General features: G+C 40.1%; 18 protein-coding genes and 1 pseudogene. 9 read left to right on the top strand and 10 right to left on the bottom strand.

The features are described from left to right. Window positions 1-100: 100 nt before the first annotated feature. From RMZ95_RS17490 to RMZ95_RS17500, 3 genes are read right to left on the bottom strand one after another with little or no spacing between them, the layout of a single operon-like run. Complete coding sequence (locus RMZ95_RS17490; protein WP_322686701.1) at window positions 101-2383, bottom strand: response regulator; 2283 nt, start codon at window positions 2381-2383, stop codon at window positions 101-103. 5 nt (window positions 2384-2388) lie between these two features. After that, on the bottom strand, window positions 2389-2838 hold the full coding sequence (locus RMZ95_RS17495) for a response regulator (protein WP_292814634.1): 450 nt from the start codon (window positions 2836-2838) through the stop codon (window positions 2389-2391). Next, window positions 2832-5396, bottom strand: coding sequence for a GAF domain-containing protein (locus RMZ95_RS17500; protein ID WP_322686700.1), 2565 nt, complete (start codon window positions 5394-5396; stop codon window positions 2832-2834). The genes RMZ95_RS17495 and RMZ95_RS17500 overlap by 7 nt, the downstream gene beginning before the upstream one ends. 1289 nt (window positions 5397-6685) lie before the next feature. Here RMZ95_RS17500 and RMZ95_RS17505 point away from each other — a divergent pair. Beyond that, a complete protein-coding gene (locus RMZ95_RS17505; RefSeq protein ID WP_322686699.1) occupies window positions 6686-9409 on the top strand; it encodes a hypothetical protein in 2724 nt (907 codons plus the stop codon). Between the two features lie 70 nt (window positions 9410-9479). Here RMZ95_RS17505 and RMZ95_RS17510 read toward each other — a convergent pair whose 3' ends face one another. After that, on the bottom strand, window positions 9480-9911 hold the full coding sequence (locus tag RMZ95_RS17510; RefSeq protein ID WP_322686698.1) for a hypothetical protein: 432 nt from the start codon (window positions 9909-9911) through the stop codon (window positions 9480-9482). Between the two features lie 731 nt (window positions 9912-10642). Continuing rightward, window positions 10643-11050 (bottom strand): hypothetical protein, encoded by a 408-nt coding sequence (locus RMZ95_RS17515; protein WP_322686697.1) that lies wholly within the window; start codon window positions 11048-11050, stop codon window positions 10643-10645. A gap of 857 nt (window positions 11051-11907) precedes the next feature. On the opposite strand from RMZ95_RS17515, the pseudogene ppk1 reads away from it, so the two are divergent. Beyond that, window positions 11908-14117: pseudogene (gene ppk1 / locus RMZ95_RS17520) on the top strand (polyphosphate kinase 1). A 160-nt stretch (window positions 14118-14277) separates the two neighbouring features. Beyond that, entirely contained in the window at window positions 14278-14694 is a 417-nt protein-coding gene (locus RMZ95_RS17525) for a response regulator transcription factor (protein WP_322669733.1), read from the top strand. Window positions 14695-14823: 129 nt separating this feature from the next. Here the strand turns inward: RMZ95_RS17525 and RMZ95_RS17530 are convergent, their stop codons facing one another. Continuing rightward, window positions 14824-14997, bottom strand: coding sequence for a hypothetical protein (locus RMZ95_RS17530; RefSeq protein WP_322669734.1), 174 nt, complete (start codon window positions 14995-14997; stop codon window positions 14824-14826). 411 nt (window positions 14998-15408) lie between these two features. On the opposite strand from RMZ95_RS17530, the gene RMZ95_RS17535 reads away from it, so the two are divergent. Continuing rightward, window positions 15409-15978 carry a DUF2854 domain-containing protein gene (locus tag RMZ95_RS17535; protein WP_322669735.1) on the top strand — a complete coding sequence of 190 codons (570 nt, stop codon included), beginning with the start codon at window positions 15409-15411 and terminating at the stop codon, window positions 15976-15978. 336 nt (window positions 15979-16314) lie between these two features. Here RMZ95_RS17535 and RMZ95_RS17540 read toward each other — a convergent pair whose 3' ends face one another. Beyond that, a complete protein-coding gene (locus RMZ95_RS17540; protein ID WP_322669736.1) occupies window positions 16315-16575 on the bottom strand; it encodes a chlororespiratory reduction protein 7 in 261 nt (86 codons plus the stop codon). A 457-nt stretch (window positions 16576-17032) separates the two neighbouring features. Between RMZ95_RS17540 and RMZ95_RS17545 the strand changes: the two genes are divergently transcribed. Together RMZ95_RS17545 and RMZ95_RS17550 are read left to right on the top strand one after the other, a co-directional pair. After that, window positions 17033-17233 carry a hypothetical protein gene (locus RMZ95_RS17545; protein ID WP_322686696.1) on the top strand — a complete coding sequence of 67 codons (201 nt, stop codon included), beginning with the start codon at window positions 17033-17035 and terminating at the stop codon, window positions 17231-17233. Next, window positions 17221-18246: a PleD family two-component system response regulator gene (locus tag RMZ95_RS17550; protein WP_322669859.1), complete on the top strand. Its 1026-nt coding sequence runs from the start codon at window positions 17221-17223 to the stop codon at window positions 18244-18246. The genes RMZ95_RS17545 and RMZ95_RS17550 overlap by 13 nt, the downstream gene beginning before the upstream one ends. A gap of 44 nt (window positions 18247-18290) precedes the next feature. On the opposite strand, the gene RMZ95_RS17555 is transcribed toward RMZ95_RS17550, so the two are convergent. Then, complete coding sequence (locus tag RMZ95_RS17555) at window positions 18291-19496, bottom strand: histidine kinase (protein ID WP_322686695.1); 1206 nt, start codon at window positions 19494-19496, stop codon at window positions 18291-18293. 1659 nt (window positions 19497-21155) lie between these two features. Here RMZ95_RS17555 and RMZ95_RS17560 point away from each other — a divergent pair. The 3 genes from RMZ95_RS17560 (at window position 21156) to RMZ95_RS17570 (ending at window position 24986) form a co-directional block, all read left to right on the top strand. Further along, a complete protein-coding gene (locus tag RMZ95_RS17560) occupies window positions 21156-22553 on the top strand; it encodes an S-layer homology domain-containing protein (protein WP_322686694.1) in 1398 nt (465 codons plus the stop codon). A gap of 308 nt (window positions 22554-22861) precedes the next feature. Further along, window positions 22862-23929: an SGNH/GDSL hydrolase family protein gene (locus RMZ95_RS17565; protein WP_322686693.1), complete on the top strand. Its 1068-nt coding sequence runs from the start codon at window positions 22862-22864 to the stop codon at window positions 23927-23929. 13 nt (window positions 23930-23942) lie between these two features. Beyond that, complete coding sequence (locus tag RMZ95_RS17570; protein ID WP_322686692.1) at window positions 23943-24986, top strand: M42 family peptidase; 1044 nt, start codon at window positions 23943-23945, stop codon at window positions 24984-24986. A gap of 72 nt (window positions 24987-25058) precedes the next feature. On the opposite strand, the gene RMZ95_RS17575 is transcribed toward RMZ95_RS17570, so the two are convergent. Further along, window positions 25059-25361, bottom strand: coding sequence for a type II toxin-antitoxin system PemK/MazF family toxin (locus RMZ95_RS17575; protein WP_322686691.1), 303 nt, complete (start codon window positions 25359-25361; stop codon window positions 25059-25061). Beyond that, complete coding sequence (locus RMZ95_RS17580; protein WP_322686690.1) at window positions 25348-25557, bottom strand: toxin-antitoxin system, antitoxin component, Xre family protein; 210 nt, start codon at window positions 25555-25557, stop codon at window positions 25348-25350. Before RMZ95_RS17580 ends, RMZ95_RS17575 begins: the two co-directional genes overlap by 14 nt. Window positions 25558-25910 lie beyond the last annotated feature (353 nt).

The following is a 25910-nucleotide window of genomic DNA, read 5'->3' on the forward strand; positions in this document are numbered from 1 at the left end:
AACGGATGCTCAATCATATCAAATCTAAACAATTTGCACCTACTTAATAAAGCAGCATTTTGTACCCACAGTTAACAGGATACTTACGCAATTATTTAATTCATGATAGTACTTTATGCAAAGAAAGCAACAATTCGTTGACAGTATAGGGCTTTGACAAAAATGTATTGACACCAATAGCTGCTACTGCACTGAGCTTCTTGTCAGACATAAGGCCACTGCTGGCAATAATTTTGACTTGGGGGTTAATTTTTTGCAAGGTACGTATGGCTATTAAACCATCCAGTGAGGGCAGCATAATATCCATGAGGACAGCACTAATTCTGTCTCTATTTTGAGCATATAGCGCGATCGCTTCAATGCCATCATTGGCAACTAAGATTTTGTAGTTGTAAGCTTCTAATGATGTTGTCGTAATCTCTTGAATGGCGGCTTCATCATCGACAACCAAAATCAATTCTCCATGTCCTGTCTGTGGTGGCAAATTTTCGGGGCTAATTGTTTCCATTCCCCCCACTGCTGGCAAGTAAACTTGAAAGCTAGTGCCACTTGCCAGTTCACTATACACATTTACAAAACCTCCGTGACTTTTAACGATTCCCAATACCGTGGAAAGTCCTAAACCAGTGCCCTGTCCGACATCTTTTGTAGTAAAGAATGGCTCGAAAATTCTATCTAGCATTTGTTTCGGAATCCCAACTCCAGTATCGGAGACAGTAATCACTATGTAAGGCCCCTCTTTGGCTTCTAGGTTCATGCGGGCATAATTTGCGTCAATCAACATATTTTCGGCAGAGATACTCAAAGTACCACCATTGGACATAGCATCGCGGGCATTAACGCAGAGGTTCATCAGCACTTGATGCAGTTGAGTACTATCTCCAGAAACCATCCACAAATCTTGCGGTACATTAGTGCTGATTTCTATCGATTTGGGAAAGGTCTCTTTAAGAATCTTGGCAATTTCTACAATTATATGTTTGAGTTGCAAAGTGATGTGCTTCCCTTCTACACCCCGCGCAAAGGAAAGTACCTGTTTGACTAAATCAGCACCGCGTCTAGCGTTAATTTCTAAAATTTCTAGGAGATGACGAGTCCGCTCATCTGCATTAGGAAATTTTAGCGGTAGCAGTTGCGCTCCTGCCAAAATCGGTGTCAGGATGTTGTTGAGGTCGTGAGCAATACCACTAGCTAAAGTGCCAATACTTTCCAGGCGTTGAGCGCGAAATAATTGGGCTTCTAGGTGCTTTTTCTCGGTAATATCTGTGTCAACGGTGAGAATTGATTTGGGTTTTCCTTGTTCATCGCATACCAGAGTCCAACGACTAGCCACAAGGACTTCTTTGTTCATTTTAGTAAGTTTTGTTAATTCGCCCTGCCACTTCCCTTTACTAATAGCTTGCAATAGAGCCGCTTCAATTTCCGGTGAAGGTTCGTCATACAAAAGTTCGCTAGCATTTTTACCCCAAGCCTCTGTAGCTTGCCAACCGTAAAGTGTTTCTGCACCTTTATTCCAGAAGATAATTTGATTGTTTAAATCTCGGACGCAGATAGCATCTGTGGTGACATCTAGTAATGCTGCTTGTTCGCGAATTTTTTCTTGTGCCAATTTGCGGTCGCGTAATGCAGCTTGTCGTTCGCTAATATCTATACTGGCGCATGTCACTCCAACAATTTCTTGGGTTTCATTCCGTAGTGGCTCGACAGTTAAATCGTAATATCGCGTTGTATCTTTGATGGTAATTGATACTTCTTCTCGCGTTCCAATGCCTGTAGTCAGCACTCCACGTTTAATTGCGACGAGACGTTGAGCATCTTCTATTGGGACGATATCTAAGTCTTGCTTGCCCAATATTTTCTCAACTGTCAATCCAGATGGCGGATTGTAAACCCAGGTGTACCGCAAATCTCTATCCTGGTTATAGACAAAAATTGGAGAATTTTTCAGAGCAACCCGAAATCGCTCCTCACTCTGCCGCAGTGCGTTGTCTGCCTGCTGACGTTCGATGGCATAACGCATAGATCGCACCAGCAAGTCGCCAGTTACTTGCCCCTTCACTAAATAATCTTGCGCTCCTTTTTGCATTGCCCTAGTTGCCAGGGTTTCATCATTTATACCCGTCAGCACAATAATTGGAGTTGCTTTTGCCTGATTATGAGCCATGACAAAAGTTTGTAATCCCTGGCTATCTGGCAGCGAGAGGTCTAACAAAATTACATCAAAAATTTCGTTTGTTAAGTAGTTGAGTGCTTCATAAAGCCGTTCAACGGGCATCAACTCAACTATAACTGTGGTAACTTCTTTGAATAACTCTTGTAACAATAAGACATCACCAGGGTTGTCTTCTACTAACAAGACTTTAATAATATTTTTACCTGCCATTTCCACTACTCCGGTGGCAGTTTTACGATCGCAAACCAAAAATTTTCTATTGATTGGACAATTTTAACGAATTGATCGAAATCTACTGGCTTAGTTATATAACAGTTAGCAAAAAGGTTATAGGCTTTGAGGATATCTTCTTCAGCCTGGGAAGTAGTCAAAACTACTACAGGAATTCGTTTGAGGTTTTCATCTCCTTTTATTTCTGCTAATACCTCTCGTCCATCTTTTTTCGGAAGGTTAAAATCGAGCAGTACAATATCTGGATGAGGTAATTTAGCATATTTTCCCTGTTTTCGCAAGAATGCCATTGCCTCTACACCATCCTCGACTACGTTTAAATGAATTGAGATTTTACTATCTTCTAGGGCGATGCGTGTAAGTTGGACATCGCCAGGATTATCCTCTACTAACAAAACCTCAATAGGCATAATCGCTGTTATGGTGTTTACCATTGCTTACCTACTCTATCTGGAATTGTGAAGTAGAAAGTCGAGCCTTGACCCAGTTTCGACTCAACCCAAATCCGGCCACCGTGGCGTTCGATAATTTTCTTACAAATTGCCAGACCAATTCCAGTACCTAGATACTTGTCCCTACCGTGCAAGCGCTGAAAAATTATAAAAATACGTTCACTATATTCGGATTCCAAACCAATTCCATTATCACGCACCCAGAACAACCATTCATCCTCCGAGGGGGTAAAATTTAAATTTTTTCCATCTAATATATTTGTATCTCTCTTACTTACTCCAATGTGAATTAATGGCTGTTGACGATCGCAAAATTTGATCGCGTTGGCAATCAGGTTTTGAAATACTTGTGTTAATTGGGTAGGATCGGCTATTACTTCAGGTAGAATATCATAAGTGACAACTGCTTTACTATCTGCGATCGCCACTTGAAGATTAGCAAGCACCTGTTCTAAGACAACACTACAATCAACTGGCACAAAAGGCTGTCCACGGGTGCTGACGCGGGAATAGTTTAACAAATCGTTGATTAGGGTCTGCATCCGGCTGGCCCCATCTACTGCATAGGTGATAAACTGATCCGCATTGGCATCCAGTTGATTTTTGTATCTCCGCTCCAGCAATTGTAAATAACTAGTTACCATCCGCAATGGCTCTTGCAAATCATGGGAAGCTACGTAGGCAAACTGTTCTAATTCCGCATTAGAACGAGTAAGTTCCTGACTTTGCTGGGTTTCTTTTTCTAATAGTTTTGCCTGAGATAAAGCAATCCCAATTTGGTTCGCTAATTGCTGTAACAAATCCATTTCAAACTGATTCCACTGTCGAGGTGCGCTACACTGATGAGCTAGCAATAAGCCCCAAATATCCTCCCTGACAATAATCGGCACTACAAGGTTAGCCCTGACAGCAAACTGCTGAAGAAATTCTCGATGGCATGGTTGGATATGAGCAGATTCAATGTCTTCAAGGGCGCTTACTCTTCCCTGGCGATATCTTTCTATATAGTCTTCTTTGAAGCAGGGGTCAAAAAGATTTTTTCCTAGAATTACCGGCCAACCAGGCAGCACTGCCTCTTGTACCACTGTTCCCGAACCGTCAGGTTCCAGTCGAAAAATTAATACACGGTCAGCTTGTAGTAGTTTTTGTACCTCTGTGACAGTGGTTTGAAGAATTTCATCTATTTGTAAAGATTCTCGAATTTTCAGGGTGATTTCGGCAAATAGTTGCGATCGCAGATTTTGCCGCTTTAATTCTTCATCTGCCTGCTTGCGATCTGTGATATCAGTATAAGAACCAACCATCCGCACTATATCACCCAATGCGTCCCAAAGTGCCTGTCCTCGATCTAGAATCCATTTATAGCTGCCATCTTGGCACTGGACTCGATATTCACAGACGTAAAACGGTGTTTTCTTGGCAAAGTGGTCTTGGAAAGCCTGAAGTACCCAATCTCGCTCATCGGGATGGATTCGTTTTATCCATTCATCCCAATGGTTGGAAACTTCGTAGTCTTTATAGCCGAGCATTTCCTTCCATCGAGTTGAGAAGAACACTTCATTAGTCTTGAGGTTCCAATCCCAAATACCATCATTATTACCGTGTAATGCTAATTGCCAACGTTCTTCACTTTCTCGTAGTGCTGCTGCTGTTTTCCGTCGTTCAGTAACATCTTGAAAATAAACAGACAAGCCGTCTTTAGCTGGATAGGCATGAACTTTAAGCCACTGCTGCTGTGGCAGATACAACTCCTCAAATTCGACACTAACCTGTTCTAAGACTGCCCTGCGATATTCACAATCAAATGTTGTGCCGATAATTTCTGGAAACACCTCCCAGATATTTTTACCCAAAAGCTGATTGTGAGTTTTTTGCAACAGCCGTTCTGCTTGACCATTAATATAGGTGAATTGCCACTTTTGATCTAGGGCAAAAAAACCATCAGTGATACTTTCGAGAAGATTGGTGATGCGGGTTTTGGCGGCTTCAGATTGGGCGCGGGCTGCTTGCTCGTGTGCCACTAGTTTCTGAGTAACTTTAGATACCTCACTTACATGACGCCTGAGTTCGAGTTGGTCAATTACCAGGCGACTCAAACCCACAAATGCCTCCACTTGTTTTTGGCTTAGTTGTCGTGGAACTTGGTCAATCGCGCACAGAGTTCCCAACATATCTCCCTTCGGAGTAATTAAGGGTACACCTGCATAAAACCGTATATATGGATAGCCAGTTACTACCGGATTACTTGCCAACTTTTCATCAGCTAGGGTATCAGAAACCACTACAACATGACGCTGCTCTTGGCAAAGATAAGATAATCCAACACTCCGGGGCATTTCTGATACATCTAAACCTATTTTTGCCTTAAACCATTGACGGTTTTCATCAATAAAATTTACCAAGGATATGGGAGTGCCACAAATAAAGGCCGCTAACCGAGCAAGATTGTCATAAGCTTCTTCGGGTTCTGTGTCAAGAATTTGATACTGGCGGAGGGCTTCTAACCTCGCTATTTCTGTATCAATATGTCTAAATTTCATTAACTTTTTTTAAAAAAATCTAAATGTTATATCCAGTCAGCAACATGATTATCTCAAGAATAGCTTAAGTTTTTTTAATAATTATTAATACTTTCCTCACCTTTGGCTGTTCAGGAAAGTTTGTTAAAAGCGATTCTTAAAGGATGTTTGAAAAGTATTTTTCGTAACATCTAAGCCTTAAAAGCCTAACTCTCCCAGCCCCCTTTGCCTACAAGATAATCGGCGTTTCAAAGTCTCGCTCCGTTTCAGGGAGAAATTTGAAGAGGGGTTTTAAGTATACTTTACAACTTTTTCAACAAGCTTTTATCAACCACTGCCTGTCTACGCCACAAATTTATTGCGTAGGCGTAGTCCGTCGTAGACATCGCCCTAATCCTAGTGTAGACAAGTTTAGGACTAATTGTATTTACTGTGCATGATTAGATTTAGTTATTAGACATAAGAGATTTAGTGAGTTTACCGGAGTAATTTACCAGTCGCACTAAACCATTCTAGGTCGATGCGATCGTCTTCTACTGTGTCGAAATTCTCAGGAAAACTGGCTTTTACATTAATGCGAAATTTATCTACATCAGCATTAATGCACAGCGGCTAATTGTGAGATATCGCTCTAGTATTTCCAATACATGGCTAAGGGTATCCTCAATTAGCTCAATCAGTCTACTCCGGATGTATAAATAAACTCTACTAGAAAGCAGCAAATGTATCAAATTTGCAGACGAGAGCGAGTAGCCTGAAGTATATTTTTACTCTACTTTTTAAGTTATTAATCTTTAAGTACGTATTTATACGGCTAAATAATCGCTCAATTTTTGAGTTGTGGTGATTTCGCTGAGGTTGAATTTTTGCTCAAGAATTACACTCTTGTTGCAGTAAATCTGCTTAATCCTATTTTATTATTTGCCGACAGGATAAGAAAGAAAACTTTTTTGACTATCTATATTTACTGAAACACTGTTGAATCCATTCATCAAATCAAATAAATCCAAAGACTAAGTATTAAATAATGGTTAATTTTCGACATTAGCCAATGCTCAATAGGTTGAATAGCCAAAAAAAATATTTTGAAACCATTGAAAAATTCAAATCGAAGAACTATCAATATCTCCCTAATGAGATTCAGAAAACATATCAAAATTCTTGGTATTTGTTTGTTGTTTTCAACAATTTTATACAAAATTGTATTTATTAAATTATCTGCGATCGCTCTAAGCATAGACAGGCATAGTATTGATTTAATCGCTAATCATAACAAGTCATTAATAAATTCAGATCGAAAAATAAATAACTTGCAAAGCCAAGAACTGTTAAAACAGGCTTTAAGAAAGTCTAACTCTAACTTAGAGAAGCCAAAACAGTTACGCAAATTCACCATTGCTGACGTTATCCCGATTGAAGAATACAAAGAAAAGCCTCCCCAGCTACCTGAAGAAGACCGAGAAAAGCCTCAACCAAATACAATTCAGCCATCAACAAATTCAAATCCGTCAAAACCATACACACCCCAGCAACAAATATTAATAGAAAAACTACGCCGAACAAAAAAGCAACCACAAGCAATCCAAAAGACAATAATTCTTGATGCCCTAACATTTAGTGCCAACAAGTATCCTTGGATTATTAACCCTACAGATAACCTTACTTTTTCCACTGAATTATTTAAGCCAAATAAAAATCAAAATTATATAGATACGGATATAAGAGTAAGATTTTCTGGAGAGAATCAGATTATTGATAAATTTACTTATGCCAAATTTCCCAAGACTGACCAGTTTTACTGGGTTCTCGATGGCAATAGAATAGTAGTTGAAACGAAAGGCTCCCAAGTCGGTATCATCTCTCAAGGAAGACAAACTAATACTTATATCACCCAAAATGTTACCTCACAACAGGCATTTTGGGGATTGCAAACTCTGTTCGCTATACCTACAGATTTTCAGAATTTATTTGGAGACGTTGATACTCAAAATTTTTCCATAACCTCAATAGTTGGACAATTGGTAAATCTTGAAGGGATACCTGCTGGCAGAGTTACCATTAATAGTGGAATTGACTCAAACAATCCTAATGTCACAGTTTTAAGAAATCCTATTCCAGCTATTGGTAGTGGTTCTACTTTGAGTATTAATGGTGGACAAGCTTTATTTCAAGCTTTAGATGCTGCCAATGCCCCCAAAATTTTGCAAGGCTTTCCAACGACGAATATACAGCCTTTACTAGATGATGGAAATGTCAAACTCAAGATAGGCGAAATCATTCCTAATAGTGCCCTAGAAGCCACTGGTATCTCCTGGGGAAATATCTTGACAGGAGAAGGTTTTGGTTTTAATGCTCCTATCTCTTCCTTACCAGGTATTAAGGTTGCTCAACTTGGCAAATTTGATAACTATGATTTATTAAATGTAGCAGTCAATCCTTTTCTTTCTCAATCGGAGAAAGACTTTCATTATTTTAACTCTTTAATGTGGTTATCTTTAGGGAGAAGACAACCTGTATTTCAGACGCTATCTCAAACTCAAGAAAGTTCAGATTGGCATAGGCTATATGTTAGCCGTCCTCATAATCGCAGTTTAATTCAATACGATCCAGTTGCAGTCAAGGCTACTTATTCTAATATTTTTTCTGCTCCAGGATTATCTCTGACAGCTAAATTCAGCGATACTAGTCTTGATGCTATTCAATCAGTAAATTCTACATTAGGTTTGTTATTAGGTGAAGTTTTTGAAGCTATTCAAATTGATAATATTCAACAAGGTCTACAAGAAGCTAGACAAAAATTTAAGGATGGAGAAGGCTTTACTTCTTTAAGTACAACTGCTACATCTGAACAAAGAAGACAAATTAATAACAGGCTGAATCGCACTTTATCTTATGCTAATGCATCTAGTGGACTAGAGCAGGTATCTGGAACTTATACATTTCCTAGTCAAGTCACTCATCAGAACTCTAGTATTTTACAAATAAGAACGGGAAACCACAAACGAGCAGTTCAATTTCTTGGAAGAGATATTTCTATTTTAAAGGAAGGTAATACATTCTTTTCTGATTTAAGGCTTTCTAATAAAACTTTTGGCCCTCTGACTTACATTGGTATTCCGATTCCTTTAACTGATACTTCTATTGATCCTATTAACCAATCATCTGCTGCCGAAGTAATTTTGACAAGTCCCCAAGGACAACAATTTGTACAAAAATTTAATTCCTCAGATTCGACAATAGTACCAATTCAAGCGCGAGCAGCCGATTTAGCATTCGATTATATGGAACTCACTAGAGTTGACAAAATTGGTGTTACTTTTAATAGCTTTAACGGTTATCTTTCATTGCCGACAGTTGAATTATTAGCAGCAGGTTCTTCTGGAAATTTTAATTATAGTGCTAATGTAGGAACATGGTTTAATATAGATGCTAACTCAGCCCCAGGCGTTTCTAATAATAATTTAGGAATAGAAGAACCAACATTAGGTTTCTATACTAATATACTTCTTAACTATATTAAAACTGATGTGCGGTTAAATTCAGCCAAAAGGCCTGTAGCTATTAACACTCACGTACCATACTTGAGAGTTGATTGGAATAGTGCTTCTAATAAAAATAATCCTTTTTCTACTTATTTAAGTTATTTATATCAGCATCAAGAAAGGAATTTTGGTTTTTCTTTAGCTCCTGGCATTGCTTTTGTTGAGAATAATAGCAATGGTGAATTTCTAGGTCTTTTTAATGGAGAATTTAGTACTAGTCATGGTTTGAACCTCAAGACAAATTTGGAGATGGGTAAAGAGTTTTTCTTTCAATTTCAGGGTTTACACAAAATTAGCAAAAATCTTTCTGCTGGCGTTTATTTTAAAAATTATGCTATTAATAATGTAGGTTTGAGCAGCCGAGTTTCTGGCTTCAATTATGGAGTTATTCTAAGACATAATTTTCCAGATAATAGTGTGTTTATAGAAACTCAAATTGGTACAGGTGATAATGGATTTGACTTACAGCTTCAAGGTGGTTATCGATTTTGATAGCATCGGAAAATATCCCCATATTCTCAAATAATATAGGGATATAAGGTTTATAATTTGTCAATTCTGTTTAATCTAAACCACCTAAGCCATTATTACCACCGACTGCTCGGATTACAGTTGTTAAATCTTCAACAGAAGTAGTATTTTTTAATAAGTTTGCTGTTGTATCAATAAATGAGTTTGGGTTAGAGAGTGTAGTAGTTTGAACTAATCCTGGGCTTATAGTCAGACTAGTTATCGTTTCGTCATTTCCACCTGCGATACCTCCATAAGTAGGAGAAATTGTTACACCTCCGTTAAAGTAAGAGCCAGAAGGTAAAGTTACCTCGCCACTGACACTGAGAAAAGTGCCAGAAGGTCTAATAAGAGTAACAGCACCACTAGCAGTAGCTTGTTGTGCGTTTGCTGGTGCGGCTAAAAAGTTTCCTACACTTATTAAGCCTAATAGACAGATACTTCCTCGAAGACTTATAGGTAATTTTTGGGATAAGCTATTCATGTTTTATGAACTCCTCATGTTCTTCGCCTTAGCTTGTTTCCAGATTTTGCTTGATAGTGCAAAATTAACCTCGACTAGCAAAAGTAGAGGCAGAACCTTTTATTATTGGGCTTTTATTCTTTCAGTGTATAAAAATATAAAACCTTTGTTGGGAGCGTTTTGTGAAAAATGGACATTTTGAGGCTTCGTATTTTTACGCAAGCTCTCTATTCAATATTTAGTGAGAGTTTCAGGGTTTATATTGATATCAATAAAGCTATGTAAAGGATTGATGAGGAGTTAGATGGCAATTCAATAAAGGACTAAAATCCTAGTTTTCAGTAGGGGCAATTCATGAATTGCCTTTACTGAGTTTAAACGTAAAACCTTTTAAAACCTCGCTTCCAGTCTCTAGCTGGAAATGCTTGTCATTGCGGCTCTACCTCAATACTTGAGGTGGACAAAATATGCCTTTCCAGTCAAGAGACTAGGAACAAGATAATGTCTCAAAGCATTCTTGCTTACCAGCCTTCACGTTTAGTTGACACCAATGACTCTAGCTATGCCTCTCTACGAAAGACCCATATAACAAAATTCCCGACTTTTTGAAAAAGTCGGGAATCTGAGCCACAAAATAAATATAGGGAACAGATATAGCATTGCTATTTCTCCTCCCTATGATCTATTAATTTATTCAACTGTTCTGTCAGTTGTTAAAATTTTTGTAAGTACTTACGAAGCAAAAATTCAATCTACTCTAAACCGCCACCAACACCAGCTGCTCTGACAAGGGTTGCTAAATCTTCAACAGTTGTAGGAGCATTGGCTGCAATAGCTGCTGCAATAGCTGCTGAAATTGTGGTGGGAGGTGTGACTGAAGATGCCGCACTAGTTGGAGTTAATGTGAGACCTGTGACAACTTCTTGGTTTGTACCTGGAGCAGAATTACCATTAACGACAACATCTAGTGCGGTAAAGTCTGTACCTGGAGCTGCAACCAACTCACCACTGACGCTGAGAGAAGCACCTGATGGTCTAACTATTGTAACTGCACCACGAGCAGAAGCTTGTCCTGCACTTGCTGGTGCAGCCAGGATATTACCAACACCAACCAAACCTAGCAGACAAATGCTTCCTTTAACGATCGCAGAAATTTTCATGATTAACAAACTCCCCGTGTTGTTTTTCTTTACGTTATCAATATAACCATTGCCTGCCAGAAATATCTCAGAGATTATACTGAAATTTTTTAAAATTGCAGAGGTCACAAATTAAAAAAACTAATAGATGGAAGTATTGGTGTAGCTCTGAATAAAAGCTTCAAATACCTTATAAAAATAGAGTTGCAGTCAGGCTTATGCATAATAAATGCCTGTATAAAAGTTGTAGTAATGATTACCAAATTTTTGATGTTGGAAAGCCAAATCCATCAAGGATTGGAGGTAAGCCTTTAGACTGCTTACAACACTCCAATACTCTGTAAATACTGCTTAATAATTCGTTAAAACTTGTCAGATATGGCTATGTCATATCTTTGCTAAATCTTAAGTGCATCTTTATAGGTAATATGCTGTGGGCAACGATTTGAATCCCAGTCCGATCGCAGTTATTGTATGGATGCAATATTTTCAAAGGGCAGATAACTATACGCCAACACCATATTCCATAAAATTGAAAACGGCTATAAAATCTAGTTATAGGTTAGGTGGTTAGGGTGGTTATCTGGAAGATAGCCAAGGCGATGTCTACGACGGGCTATGCCTACGCGCAAAACACCCAAAAATTTCTTAGGAATGTTGGCTTTCGTGCCTACACAAGTTAATTTTTGAGTCTTTGACTACAGTTATTTAAATACCAATAGATTTTTGAAAGTTATGATGTCTGTCCTTTCCCAGTAGCGAGGTAGATCGTAAGCGCAGCAAAAAATTGCCTTAGCGTTACCCTCAAGCACCATTTAACTTACTATATTTATTGTCCCCCAGTTGAATGGGCTACATCTGACTGCCTTTAGGTCATTATGGCAAAATCTAAAAAAAGCGCTACCCCCATCAATCTCAGCGATCCACAATATTATCTTAACCGAGAGTTAAGCTGGTTAGAATTTAATGCCAGGGTATTACATGAAGCCTGTGACGATCGCACCCCACTTCTGGAACGTCTTAAGTTTTTGGGAATATTTAACTCTAATTTAGATGAGTTTTTTATGGTGCGCGTTGCTGGCTTAAAGCAACAAGTAGAGGCAAAAGTTAGCCTGTTAACTCCCGATGGTCGCACACCACAACAACAGCTAGACGATATTAGGTCTGCCCTCACTCCCCATGTCAACAAACAGCACCAACATTTTGAGGAAGTGCTTCGTCCTTTACTAGTAAATCATGGCATTCATATTCTGAATTACATAGATTTAAATCAAAAGCAGCGGACTCATCTCAACAGCTATTTTGAGGAACAAATCTTTCCAGTTTTGACTCCTCTGGCTGTCGATCCTAGTCATCCCTTTCCTTTTATTTCTAATCTCAGTCTGAATCTGGCTGTTGTCGTCAAGAACCCAGACACCGAAGAAGAATTTTTTGCCAGAATCAAAGTCCCTAGTGTTCTCCCACGATTTTTACCGATACCGCCTGAGTTGGGAGATCAGAATAGCGAAAAACCTGCCCATTGGACTGGAGTACCTTTAGAACAGGCGATCGCTCATAACTTGGAATCACTATTTCCGGGGATGAACATTCAAGAATATCATCCGTTCCGCATTACCCGTGATGCCGATTTGGTCTTAGAAGAAGATGAAGCAGATGATTTGTTGTTAGCGATCGAACAGGAATTGCGAAAACGGCGCCTGGGTGGAAGTCCAGTCCGGCTAGAAATTCAATCCCAGACTCCAGAAATAGTGCGATCGCGATTATTACATGATTTGGAATTAGCAGAAAGTGATGTTTACGAGGTAGATGGTCTTTTGGGACTGCGGGATTTAATGTACTTTATGTCCTTACCATTGCCGGAACTCAAAGATCCACCACGCCAATCTGTTGTACCGTTACGCCTGCAAAGGTTGAGAGAACCGAGTTTAGACCCAGATGCGCTGGAGACAGACGAAGGAAAAGACTTTTTTGCTGTAATTCAAGAAAAGGATTTACTAGTACACCATCCCTATCAATCCTTTTCGGCTACAGTTGTGCGCTTTATTACCTATGCTGCCTACGATCCGAATGTCTTAGCCATCAAGATGACCCTTTACCGGACTTCTGGTGACTCGCCCATCGTCAACGCCTTAATTGCCGCTGCTGAAAATGGCAAGCAGGTATCTGTGCTGGTGGAATTAAAGGCACGATTTGATGAGGAGAATAATATTTACTGGGCAAAACGCCTAGAAAGAGTTGGAGTTCATGTTGTCTATGGTTTAGTCGGGCTAAAAACCCATAGTAAAACCGTCATGGTGGTACGGCGCGAAAAAGACCGGATACGTCGCTACGTACATATTGGGACTGGTAACTATAACCCTAAAACAGCACGACTCTATACAGATTTAGGATTGTTTAGTTGCCGTGAAGAATTGGGTGCTGACATTACAGATTTATTTAATTTCTTAACTGGGTATTCCCTGCAAAAATCTTATCGAGAAGTGCTGGTTGCGCCTGTGAATATGCGCGATCGCTTTTTGGCATTAATTCACCGCGAAATCGAAAATGTTCAAAATGGATTTTCTGGACGGATTGTCGCCAAAATGAATTCCCTAGTCGATCCAGAAATTATTGCCACTTTATATGAAGCTTCCCGCGCCGGAGTGCAAATCGACTTAATTGTTAGGGGTGTTTGTTGTTTACGCCCAGGAATCAAAGACATTAGTGAAAATATTCGCATCATCAGTATTGTTGGTCGCTTTTTAGAGCACTCTCGGATTTATTATTTTCATAACAATACACAGGAGGAAATCTATATTGGCAGTGCTGACTGGATGCGCCGCAACCTGGATCGCCGAGTCGAAGTAATTACCCCAGTAAAAGATCCAGATATTGCTAAAGATTTGCAAGAAATTATGGGAATTATGCTCGCAGATAATCGCCAAGCTTGGGAATTACAAGCTGATGGTACTTACATTCAACGGCGTCCTTATGATGATTCTCCAGAAGCTAATTCACAAAAAATTCTCATGAACATGGCATTACGCTCAACTGGTGTAGTCCCAACCTGATTGATAAAAAAATAAGTTACTTATACCTTGACAACTAGCTCAAATTAGTTTTTTTTGGAAAAATTGAATTTTTTGAGCAGTTGTCTAAGTTGTTTACATAGCTTCACACAAGTTATTCAACCATAGGATAGAGTCAGTGCTGGCACTTGTTCTCATAAACTGGAGGGGTTACTCTGAATAAATTTGTTTTTCCCGTCAATGTTAATGTTATCCTGCGAGCTCTCTACCTTGCGTGTTTTAGTAGTTGATGACCACGAACTGACTCGTTTAACGTTACAATTGGTTTTTTCTTGCCAGGAAAATATTCAAGTAGTAGGTTTAGCCAGTAATGGTGAAGAAGCTATAGAAATGGTTAAACGTTGCCATCCTGACGTAATTGTTCTAGATTTACAGATGCCAGTCATGGATGGCTGGAGTGCGTCCAGTCACATTAAAGCTATATCTCCGAACACCCAGATACTTGCTTACTCCTCAGTGGAAGACGTAAATTTTCATGGGCAAAAGGCAATGTCTAGCTTTGATAACGTTTGCAAGAAAGATGTACCTACAAGCGAACTTATTGCCTTGGTTAGGCAGCTAGGTCAGCGTGCAGGAGATGGTTCAGTGGCAGGATAAATAATCCAGTGATTATTGCTTCGCCAACTCAAGCTTAGTTCAATTTTGGGGATTTGAAGACATGATACTACTGAAGAACGTCGGTCTAGCCGGAAGTTGAGGTTAAACCGACGTAAATTTTAATAATTTTTACTCTGCCGGAATGGTGCGTGTAAATTCATCAATTAATTCATCCAGTTCTTCCAAAGCCTGATTTACATCTATTCTCAAAGTTCCCAGGTTTGGTTGCTCCAGTAAGCTTAATAAGTAATCGCGTTTATTTTGAACTGCGACAATTCGTTCTTTTATAGTCTGTATATCCATTATTTTTTTCCTATCTTTAGCTACCTTTAAATTTAAAGTTAACGCAAAATCTAATATTCTGGGACACTATACACCCTTAGTAGTCAACTTAGTGCCACTTGCCTTCCCTGCGTGATGCTGTGCGAATATGGACTAAGGATAAATTGAGTGTTTGAAAACCACAAAGACAAAGGTGGATAAAGTCTCGTTTAAACGAAGCCAGTGTTTTGAGCGACAATGCCTGACTTATTCGCTCTTGGTGTGTTCCCTTCCCACTCTTGAGCAACTGGCGTGCGGTTTCTAACCATCTTAATATGGCAATTTAGGGTTAGTTGAACACTAGCACCTGGTGACAATGTTCTTTCCTAATTTGTTGCTCATAGCCGATGATAATAAAACTAAGGTATTCAGACTTTATCCTAATTTAAGCTCATGCTACGCCAAATCTCTTTGGGAACACTCGGTCTAACTATCGGCGGCATATTAACCATCATTGGCTTTGTCGCCTATGCTGATAATAATGCCACACTCAATCTTGTCGGATTTTTTTACGGGATTCCTCTACTATTGGGAGGACTGGCACTAAAAGCGAATGAACTTAAGCCAGTACCATTTACCCAAACTACGTCACCATCAGCATTGAGACTGCGCCAGCAGCAAGCAACTGATACGCAAAATAAAATTCGCAAAGACATCACCCGATATTGCTACGGTCAAGATGCTCATCTAGATACAACACTTTCTTTTCTGGGTTTGAGTCCCACTGACCAGGAGCGGCCAACAGTGACAGGGATACGAGAAACGGAAGTTAATGGGAGCTATGCCCTAATTTTAGAATTTGATTCACCGCTAATACCGATTGATGTGTGGCAAAAAAAGCATGAAAAAATGACCAATTATTTTGGCCCTGGTTTGGAAATTCAAATAACGCAGCCATCTGAAAATACAATTGAGCTAGCGCTAATCAATACTCAAAAAGAATCACTAGTCAGTAGTCAATAGTCAAGAGCAAAAATTATCGTTACCCAAATTTCATACCTTTATGACTTGTTGTTACCCATATTTTTGCAACAGTCAAAATAATTAATAGTTCATAATTATAATTAGTGGTATCTGTAGGCTCCATGCTCTTATTAACCACGGAATTTTTGATGAGCAGTGTGGATTACTGTACAGTTTCTTGAACTATGAATTATGAATTAGTAATTATTCTTTTTGGAGAATTCCTTTAACCAAGATTTAACTCCCCAACTTTTTCAAAAAGTCGGGGAGGTAGTCAGAAATTTTTTATTAAGATTTTTTTTGGGATTCTCTTAAACATTTACATTTACCAAAAAGTTACTTTTCTAAACGAACTGCGTACCACTGTAAATATTTTCCAGGGCCAATATCTAATTCGCAACTAGTGTCAATTAAATATTGGGCTTGAGTTTCTACAGTATTAAACTTTTGCAAGTCAGGCGGTAAATCTTGAATTATGAGTTGTTGAAGAGTTATTTTGAGCTTTTCTAATAGCTCTGATGATGTCATAAATTGTTCTGGTTGATTTGTTTCTAGAACAACAAAATTATCCTGCTGGTACATTAATGAGTCTGGCATTTTAAAGATTTAGCGAATGTCAATAGGTTTGAATGGTTTTTGGAAGAACTTTTGCTTGTTTGTGTAGTCAACTTTAATTTTGGACGGTTTGTGGCTAGAACGAAAGGGTTATGAAGTCACATGAAAATAAAGTTTTGCACTAAGTTTTCTCTCAATCTTATGTAATTATACTAAACCTCAGCAAACCTTGTCGGATAGACTAAATAAATTTCAGTCAGGTGATATTAGTATTTAGTATTAGCTATCTTCTAAGGGGACTTTAGCGATTGCTTTTCCTTGTCTCACTGGGTTTATAAACTAACTACATAACTAAATAATTAGGGTGTGTATTTGTAATTCTCAAAAAAATTGTAATTTGACTTTAACAATAGGGAAATATAAAAGTAACATTTTCTCCCATAACCATCGCTGAACAAAAAGGCAGCAATTGCCTTCGCGTTCAAATTACAGATTGTCTATGCAACTTATTTATCTACCGCTTGCTTGGCCCGACAACATTGGGCAGTCCATTGTCAAAAAACAGTTGATTGTGAAGCCAGACACGCCTTTGCCGCAAATCCTGGCATTGATGAAAATAGCGATCGCCCCCATGCAATTGAGTTGCACAGCCTTTTTCAGGATAATCCCGCAAGTGGAAGGCAACTCATGTCAGGCATAAGCCCATTTTCTGTTTCTAAGCAACCACCACTGATTCTAGTGGCTGATGATGACAAGACCATCCGGGTATTGTTGCGTAAAGCAATGGAACAAGAAGGTTATCGAGTAGTCGAGGTCAATGATGGTAAGCAATGTTTAGATGCTTACGAGACTATCAAACCGGATATAGTTTTGCTAGATGCTGTAATGCCTGTGATGGATGGCTTTACCTGCTGTAAGCACTTGCTCCAGATTGCTAGGAATAATTTAATCTCAGCCCTTGCCACCTTTGATACTGACTCGACTCTTAACAATACGGTCATGTCCAAGATATGGGAGCGCACTCCCATCTTGATGATCACATGCTTGGACGATGAGGAATCTGTAAACCGTGCTTTTGAAGCGGGAGCGACTGATTATGTCACTAAGCCAATTCACTGGCCTGTATTACGCCAGCGGTTGCGTCGACTGCTACAGCAAGCACAAGTATACAAACAGTTAGAGGCGGCAAACGAAGCTTTGCATCACCTTGCCAATGTAGATGGCTTAACTGAGTTAGCTAATCGTCGCCGCTTTGACGATTATCTCAATACTCAATGGATTAATCTCGCACAAGAGGGATTTCCTTTGTCAATGATTTTGTGTGATATCGACTTTTTTAAATTTTATAATGATAAATACGGCCATCCGGCAGGGGATGTATGTTTACAAAAGGTGGGTGCTGTCTTAAGCCTTAAGGCACAAAAACATCGGGATTTAGTAGCGCGTTATGGTGGAGAAGAATTTGCTGTGATTATGCCATACACTCCTGCATCTGGCGCACTTCATGTCGCCGCCGCAATTAGAGCGGGAATCAAAGATTTGCAAATTGTTCATGACGGTTCTGCGGTGAGTCAGCACGTCACTCTCAGTATGGGTGTGGCAACTGTTGTCCCGACTTGGGAATCTTCACCTTCAGAGTTGATCGTGCTGGCAGATAAAGCACTCTATCAAGCAAAGGCCGGGGGACGCGATCGCTTTGTCTCAAGTTCTTAATTGTCATTTGTCATTAGTCATTGGTCATTTGTCAATATCCTTACCTAAGAAGGATAAACTGGCAGTGTGAAGTGAAACCATGCTCCGTTATTGGGGGCAGAATCCACCCAAATTTGGCCATAGTGTGCCAGAACGATGCGTTGGCATAGACAAAGACCAATGCCGTAACCTTCTGTACCTTCATCCCGTTGCAGGCGGAAGTGGTTTTCAAAGATGCGATCGCGATTCTCTACAGGAATACCAGGCCCAGTATCGCCAATACTAAACTGAACTTTTTGGGTAGTGCGGTGTAATCCGGCGATGCTAATCTTGCCACCTTCTGGGGTGTATTTGATGGCATTATCCAACAGATTCACCAGCACTTGCCGGATGCGTTCTGGGTCAGCATATACATAAGGTAAGTCGTTGGGAATATCTGTTTCGACCTCTTGGGATTTGGCGGTGTAGCGATCGCACAATTCTTCTAGTACATCTAAGCACAGTTTACCTAGTTGTAATTTTTGTGGTAAAATTCGAAACTCAGTATCTTTGCCCCGACCTACCTGCAAAAGGTCGGCAATCATCCGATCGATGATCTTAGTTTGATTACGGGCTTGTTTTAATAGATGCGCCGTTAAGGATGGTTTAAGGCGCTGAAATTGGCCTGTTTCTAAATTGTAGTTAGATTGGAGAGTTTCGATGGCGATCGCGGCGGCAGTTAGGGGATTGCGGAGATCGTGTGCCAGCATCGAAATCACCCGATCTTTAAACTGTAGCTGCTCTTGGAGGTTATCTTTTTCCTGTTTTAAGCGAAAAATTTCGTCTGAGAGTCGGATCAGTTCGGCAGAAACAGCAACTGAACGGATAGTAGATTTGGGTAATGTCACCCTAGCATTATCGTCTATCCGTTCTTGTAAGTCTTCCTGTAATTTCAAATAGGCGTCTACAGCGGCTTGCCAGCGAGGCCACCAGTTTTTCAATTGCGCTATGATATTACTTCCAGCCAAAACCTGCCGTGGTTCCGGGTGAATTTTAATTAAAGCTGGCGTTGCTACCAATTTAAAGTGTTCTGCTAAGTAAGGTTGTTGACCAACATCAATAGTTTGAAGTTCAAAACTATACTCAACCTGCAACTCTTTTAAGTAAGCACGTATTCGCTGCACCTGTTGACGGGACTTGGGACGTCCATCGACAAACAGTAACAGCTGGAGTGGAGCCTCAGAATAAATAGGCTGATCCTGGGAAACTTGCATGTAATCGTGTTTCAGCACTGGTAACAACCCGGTGACGCTTTACAGAAAGTAAAAAGGACTGACGGTTGTCGATGGTCGTTGTTTTTTCTTCTTAATATCTATTTTAGATTTTCATACTCCTATCCGATCTGCGTTTTTGACATCAAACGTGTCTTTTTCTGCCTTTTGCTGCCTTTTGGTGAACTTCATCTCCAATAAACACCCAAGCCTCTTGAATATAAGTCTTAATTTGCCCTGAATCAAAAATTTTCGCCAGAGCCAGCAGGTGAAAGGTTTAATACTATGTCAAATCGGCTAGTCCAGCACCATGTCAATTTGAATACTCGCTTTGAGCAAACGATCGCCCAAGAAAACACAGATGCTAATTGTATCTAATCTATCAGGAAGGTGTTAACTGTTCAGACCAAGTTTGTAGAGGTTTTTTCAACCGCCAGTGCATTTGATGAAGTGTCTTTTTCGCCTCAAGCCAATCATTAACTAGGATTGGGAAAAACAGCCAAAGCCAACTATGTACTATTTCTATAACTTGCGAAGCGCACCTTCCAGCTTTCCTAAAAGAAGCACAGCCCTATCCAAGAATAACAGGGGATGGGTTGATTGAGGGAAAGTTTTGGATAACATAGAGGCGATGCCTACGGCGGGAAACTACGCACTTTTAGAGAAAGCACTCACTGCTTTCGAGGCTGTCAAGTAATTCTTGACTACAGCACAAGTAGCATTTTCTGCAGAAAATTAATTTAGAGATACTAAAGAAACTGCTGCGACACTTGACTGCTTTACCTATTACCCCAATCGTCAAGAATAACGAACTTACGCTAAGTTACTGGAATTGTTTAACACTGGCATTTTTCAGCTATTGCCTGACTCACATTGCCATCGTCAGATGAATAATTTTCAGAATCGATTGTCAGCCAGTGTTAGTGAACTCGATCTATTCCCCTCTTTGGGTGAGGCTAAGGGGAGCTTTATTCTAAGTCTATCACTTCAGTTGCTTGGCGTAGGCATCGCGTTACAACTAGTGCATCTGGAAGTAGATTTAAGCTTTTGCTAGCTAAACTGTTTTTTGAGCAGTTATCTACTCTACAACTTGGATATTTAGATAACTCTCTAAAAGATTGGTTCACAATCTAGTATCGCTCGGTTTGTATAGCAATCTGATTTGATTTCTGAATTAATCGTAGGGACTAGGGACTGGGGACTGGGGACTGGGGACTGGGAAGAAGGAATAAAGCTATACTGAGTTTTTTTCACGCAATCAAATATGAGTCCTATAGTTGGTGACTCTTATCTAAATACTAAAATCCTGACTAAGAACTCTGAAATTATAAAACTCTTATCTAGCAATGATTTCAGGTTTATTTATATTTTTTCCCAAAAATGTTAGTTTTCCAGAATTTTAGGGAACTCTATAAATAAGCATAGGAATTATCAAAACCTAATGGCTGTAAAACGAAGACAATACGGTAGCTTTTGCTACCGTTTACTCATTTTTAGAGACATCATCACCAAAATAGACATTTAGGAAGAAGACGTAGTAAGTCGGTAGTGTCCTTTAGTGATATGGAGAGTCAGAGGAGAGCAGGGGAATAAAGGAGGATAACCATGTCCCATGCCTCATTCCCATTTAATGGACAGTCTGCGCTAGGGTAGGAATTGAAACTCAATTTGTGATTTCCTGTGCTTCCCTGTAAACGTCCAGCAGTATTTCTAATAATTTGGGCTGTTATACTCACTTCGTTAACAGCCTGTGCTAATAGTCCTGTCGCCAAAAACCTTGAGGAATCTTTGGCGGCAGATCCAAAACTGCAAAGCAATCCAGTTGTCTTTGGAGAATCTCAGAGTAACCAACCGCAAGCACAGCAAAATGAATCAACTGTTCAGTTACCAGCTGATTTTCCTAAAGATATACCCTTATATTCCAATGCCAAGCTACAGGAAGTTACACCTGCTAGCGGCTCAGAAAACAAAATCTCAACTCGTTGGTTAAGTTCTGACCCTAGTAACTTTATTGCTAGCTTTTATCGCAGCCAGTTTCAAACAAATAACTGGCAGGTTTTGCAACAGCCGACAGATGATGCCGGAGGGGCTTTTGAGGCGCGTCGCAGCGATTTGCTGTTAAAGGTTTCCATTCAGCCCAAATCAGTTACTAACACCACACCCAATCAACCCCAAACAGCCACTGAATTACTGATTGATTACGTACCGAATAGTACTGCAACAGCACAACCTACTTCAATTACAAATCCTAACGAAACTGCTAACGCCGTTCCTCAACCGGGAAATTCACAGTTCATCGGTCCAATACCACCGACAAATTCGGCAGCACAGCCACCAAGCACAGCTAATAACCAAACAATCCCTACAGCCACCTCTAAATCTCAGGTATTCAACGATCTGAATAAGGCACCACAAGAATGGCAGCAACATATCCAGGACTTGGCTGCATTAGGTGTTTTATCTATAGAAACAAAGACAACTAAGAGCAACTCTACTACCACAACTAATCAGTTTGAACCCAGTAAAATCGTTACACATCGAGAATATGCCCGTTGGCTAATTGCTGCTAACAATGCTGTATATGCCAACAATCCAGCTAAACAGATTCGTTTGGCATCAGAAAGTACTCAACCAGCTTTTAGTGATGTGTCAGCAAAAGACCCTGATTTTCCTGCAATTCAGGGATTGGCCGAAGCTGGGTTAATTCCTAGTCCTTTGTCTGGAGATTCTACAGCAGTTTTATTTCGTCCTGATGCACCCCTAACGCGGGAACAGTTACTACTGTGGAAATTACCCTTAGATACTCGCCAAGCTTTACCCTCTGCTAACTTAGATACAGTCAAACAAACCTGGGGTTTTCAAGACGCAGCCCGAATTGACCCCAAGGCTTTAAGAGCAGTGTTGGCTGATTACCAGAATGGCGAACAATCGAATATTCGCCGGGTGTTTGGTTATACGACTCTGTTTCAACCCAAAAAATCAGTAACTCGTGCTGAGGCTGCTACGGCTTTGTGGTATTTCGGCAGTCAAGGTGAGGGTGTATCGGCTACTGAGGCTTTGAAATTAAAGCAAAGTTAAAGCTATGAAGAGGAAGGGTTGCACCATTCTGTCGCAGTTAGTCGATCGCAAGCATAAAAGTGTGCAATTCCCACGCCATAACATATAAATTTGACCATTTTTTTCTAATAGACCTGTTTTTCATCAAGAAAATGTAAATCTAAGTATTTTCAGCGTTTTTACCCGTGTTTCATGAAATTTTGAGGCATAGTTAAGTAAAATAACGTAAATTAACTTAATATTGGACGTACTTAGTAAAGACAAGTTGTCAGACTTTCGCCTTTTGATTGCTTTTAAACAAACTAAAAAATAATGCAGGTAAAACAAATATGAAAAAACAAGCTGTAGCAGCAGGATTTGTTTTCTTATCTTTCATGTTGCCGCTCAGAGTAAGTGCTGCGAGTTTTGACAAATTTTATGTATTTGGCGACAGCCTTTCTGATACTGGCAATGTTTTCGCTGCTACTAATGGTTTAGTCGCTCCAACAACAGCCATTCCCCAAAATCCACCGTACTTTCAAGGGCGTTTTTCCGACGATCGAGTGTGGGTAGACTACCTTGGAGATCGGCTAGGATTAAAACCCTCTCCATACATTACTTTAAATCCTACTATTCCCAACCAAGGTATTAACTTTGCTGTGGGTGGTGCTAGTTCTGGTCAAGGCAATGCTGTTGTTCCGAATGCACCGTTACCGGGAGTATTAGAGCAAGTCGCCTTGTTGACGCAACCTATTATACAAGCCAATCAGAAGCTCGATCCAAATGCCCTTTATGCTGTATGGGGAGGTGCAAATGATTATGTGTTTGGTCAAGCTACGAATGCAAAGCAAACAGTCCAGAATTTATCAAATGCAGTAGGGTTACTTGCCTCATCCGGTGCAAAAAATATTTTAGTCTTTAACTTGCCTGATTTAGGCAAGATTCCTTTTGCATCCGCTACAGGTCTCTCTAGCAACTTGACTGCCTTAACAAATGACCATAACACGAGATTAGCAGAGGAACTAGACAAATTTACTAAAAACTCTGACTTGAATCTGATCTCTGTGGATGTGTTTTCCCTATTTAATCAAGTACAAGCAAATCCAGGGAAGTTTGGGTTTAAAGATGTGACTAACCCTTGTGTAGTAGGGAATTTCCAGACAATCATCAGTGTATGTTCTCAACCAAACGATTATTTGTTCTTTGACTCTGTACATCCAACAACAGGTGCTCATAAGTTAGTAGCAGACGCTGCACTGGCGGCAATTGAGGCTAAGTCTGTTCCTGAACCTGCGATAAACTTGGGAATTTTAGCTCTTGGTGTTTTTGGTGCGGTAGGAGTGCTGAAGCGTCAACAAAAAAGGTCAGCAGGTCGGGTTGTTGATGCACAATTGTCTCATATAACAGTCGAAAACTAAACTAACTGTATTGATGTGGGATTACGATCGCTTATTTGAAATTATTGAAGAACTAATCATGCACCACTCTCCTAGTGGTGTAGAAGCCGAAATTAACCAGTTGTTAATGCAACGATTTGCGGCGCTGGGTGTAGAAGTGTGGTGCGATCGCGCCGATAATATTATTGCCAAGATTCCAGGGAAAAATCCAGACCGAGCGATCGCCATCACAGCACATAAAGACGAAATTGGTGCAATTGTCAAGAGTCTCGGTGATGAAGGTCGTGTTGAAGTCCGCAAACTCGGCGGTTCTTTCCCGTGGGTTTATGGCGAAGGAGTTGTAGATTTAATCGGAGATAACGAAACCATTCACGGTATTCTCAGCTTTGGTTCCCGCCACGTTTCCCACGAATCACCCCAAAAAGTCCAGCAGGAAGATACTACTGTGAAGTGGGAAAATGCCTGGATTGAAACGAAGCTGACATCTGCTGAATTAGAAGCAGCTGGTATTCGACCTGGAACCAGGATGGTGATTGGCAAACATCGCAAGCGTCCAATTCGATTAAAGGATCATATCGCTGGTTACACTTTGGATAACAAAGCTTCTGTGGCGATTTTGCTAGCTTTGGCTGAAAATCTGAAACAGCCGACAGTTGATGTTTATTTAGTAGCCTCAGCAAAAGAAGAAGTGGGAGCAATTGGGGCACTATTTTTCACCCAAAATCAGCGTTTGGATGCCTTGATTGCTTTAGAAATTTGTCCCTTATCTGAGGAATATCCTGTTAAAGATGGTAAAAGTCCTGTACTTTTATCTCAAGATGCCTATGGAATATATGATGAGGGACTAAATGGCCAATTGCGTCATAGTGCCAAGCAACTCGATATGCCGATACAATTTACAACTCTGAGTGGATTTGGCAGTGATGCTTCAATTGCGATGAAATTTGGTCATGTTGGGCGTGCTGCGTGTTTGGCGTTTCCTACCCAAAATACACATGGATATGAAATTGCTCATTTAGGAGCGATCACTAATTGTATCGATTTGCTAAAAGCTTTCTGCGAAACTGAGTTTGAGTGATAGTTCCAGGCTTTTAGTGGAGGGAGCGATCGCATATCAACCCAAAATAGTCAGAAAAAGGTTTTGCAAAGCCTAAAGGTCTGGCTCTTCGAGTCGCCCTAACTTTTTGATCGCTAGTCCTTTATCTATGGCAGTCAAAACTGGTTTGATAATTGAAGGTTTGAGAAGACCAGCTACTCGCCATCCAGTAATTGTGATTTCACCAAAGGAAGTTGCTGGATTTGCTTGACTGGTAATCGCTATCAATATTAAATCCGAACGCTCACGTTGATAGCTATTAGAACTCACAACCACTGCTGGACGTTTTTTAGTAGTAGTTTGGTCAGTAAAGGGAAACGGCACTAAAACAACATCACCAAATTCATAGTTTGTCATATTCTGCATCATCAGGGTTATCCCAGATTTTGAGCAGAACTGGTTCAGAAAGTTTTGCTGCTGCAAAGGTAAGGCTATGATCTGTGCTTTGCTGATCCAGAGAATCAATAAAATCTTCAACTAGCAAAACTTTTTCGGGAGGTAGCTGGCGAATTTTTTTAAGTAACCTTTGCTCTGAAATGCTATCAGCCTGCATTCTTTAGATTCTCCTAACCTTGCGTGTATTGGTTGCTTTATGCATTCATTATAGTTTTTGGTTATCTCTAGCGATGACGGCGATCGCTAATTGTATCGATTTGTTAAAAGCTTTCTGCGAAACTGAGTTTGAGTGAATTTTTCTGGTTGTCGAAAATGCGCGATCGCACAGTATAATTATTCCTACTGTTGATGTTATATGAGCGCGTAGGCGTAGCCCGTCGTAGACATCGCCACAATTTGTGTTTACTTTCCAAATGTCCTAAGTGTGGGGCTAGGTTTAAAATCCCTGTTTTATGGGAACGGGGGCGTTGCGATCGCTGCCGCTTTCAGTTTGAGGAGATGGTAACTGCT

This window comes from Nostoc sp. DedQUE07, assembly GCF_034530975.2.
In the GTDB taxonomy this organism is placed as follows: Bacteria; Cyanobacteriota; Cyanobacteriia; order Cyanobacteriales; family Nostocaceae; genus Nostoc.

Bases quoted from the DNA above. Each gene is read 5' to 3' on its own strand.
- RMZ95_RS17490 (WP_322686701.1), bottom strand. From the start codon at position 2,383: ATGGCAGGTAAAAATATTATTAAAGTCTTGTTAGTAGAAGACAACCCT.
- RMZ95_RS17495 (WP_292814634.1), bottom strand. From the start codon at position 2,838: ATGGTAAACACCATAACAGCGATTATGCCTATTGAGGTTTTGTTAGTA.
- RMZ95_RS17500 (WP_322686700.1), bottom strand. From the start codon at position 5,396: ATGAAATTTAGACATATTGATACAGAAATAGCGAGGTTAGAAGCCCTC.
- RMZ95_RS17510 (WP_322686698.1), bottom strand. From the start codon at position 9,911: ATGAATAGCTTATCCCAAAAATTACCTATAAGTCTTCGAGGAAGTATC.
- RMZ95_RS17515 (WP_322686697.1), bottom strand. From the start codon at position 11,050: ATGAAAATTTCTGCGATCGTTAAAGGAAGCATTTGTCTGCTAGGTTTG.
- RMZ95_RS17525 (WP_322669733.1), top strand. From the start codon at position 14,278: ATGTTAATGTTATCCTGCGAGCTCTCTACCTTGCGTGTTTTAGTAGTT.
- RMZ95_RS17530 (WP_322669734.1), bottom strand. From the start codon at position 14,997: ATGGATATACAGACTATAAAAGAACGAATTGTCGCAGTTCAAAATAAA.
- RMZ95_RS17535 (WP_322669735.1), top strand. From the start codon at position 15,409: ATGCTACGCCAAATCTCTTTGGGAACACTCGGTCTAACTATCGGCGGC.
- RMZ95_RS17540 (WP_322669736.1), bottom strand. From the start codon at position 16,575: ATGCCAGACTCATTAATGTACCAGCAGGATAATTTTGTTGTTCTAGAA.
- RMZ95_RS17545 (WP_322686696.1), top strand. From the start codon at position 17,033: ATGCAACTTATTTATCTACCGCTTGCTTGGCCCGACAACATTGGGCAG.
- RMZ95_RS17550 (WP_322669859.1), top strand. From the start codon at position 17,221: ATGTCAGGCATAAGCCCATTTTCTGTTTCTAAGCAACCACCACTGATT.
- RMZ95_RS17565 (WP_322686693.1), top strand. From the start codon at position 22,862: ATGAAAAAACAAGCTGTAGCAGCAGGATTTGTTTTCTTATCTTTCATG.
- RMZ95_RS17570 (WP_322686692.1), top strand. From the start codon at position 23,943: ATGTGGGATTACGATCGCTTATTTGAAATTATTGAAGAACTAATCATG.
- RMZ95_RS17575 (WP_322686691.1), bottom strand. From the start codon at position 25,361: ATGACAAACTATGAATTTGGTGATGTTGTTTTAGTGCCGTTTCCCTTT.
- RMZ95_RS17580 (WP_322686690.1), bottom strand. From the start codon at position 25,557: ATGCAGGCTGATAGCATTTCAGAGCAAAGGTTACTTAAAAAAATTCGC.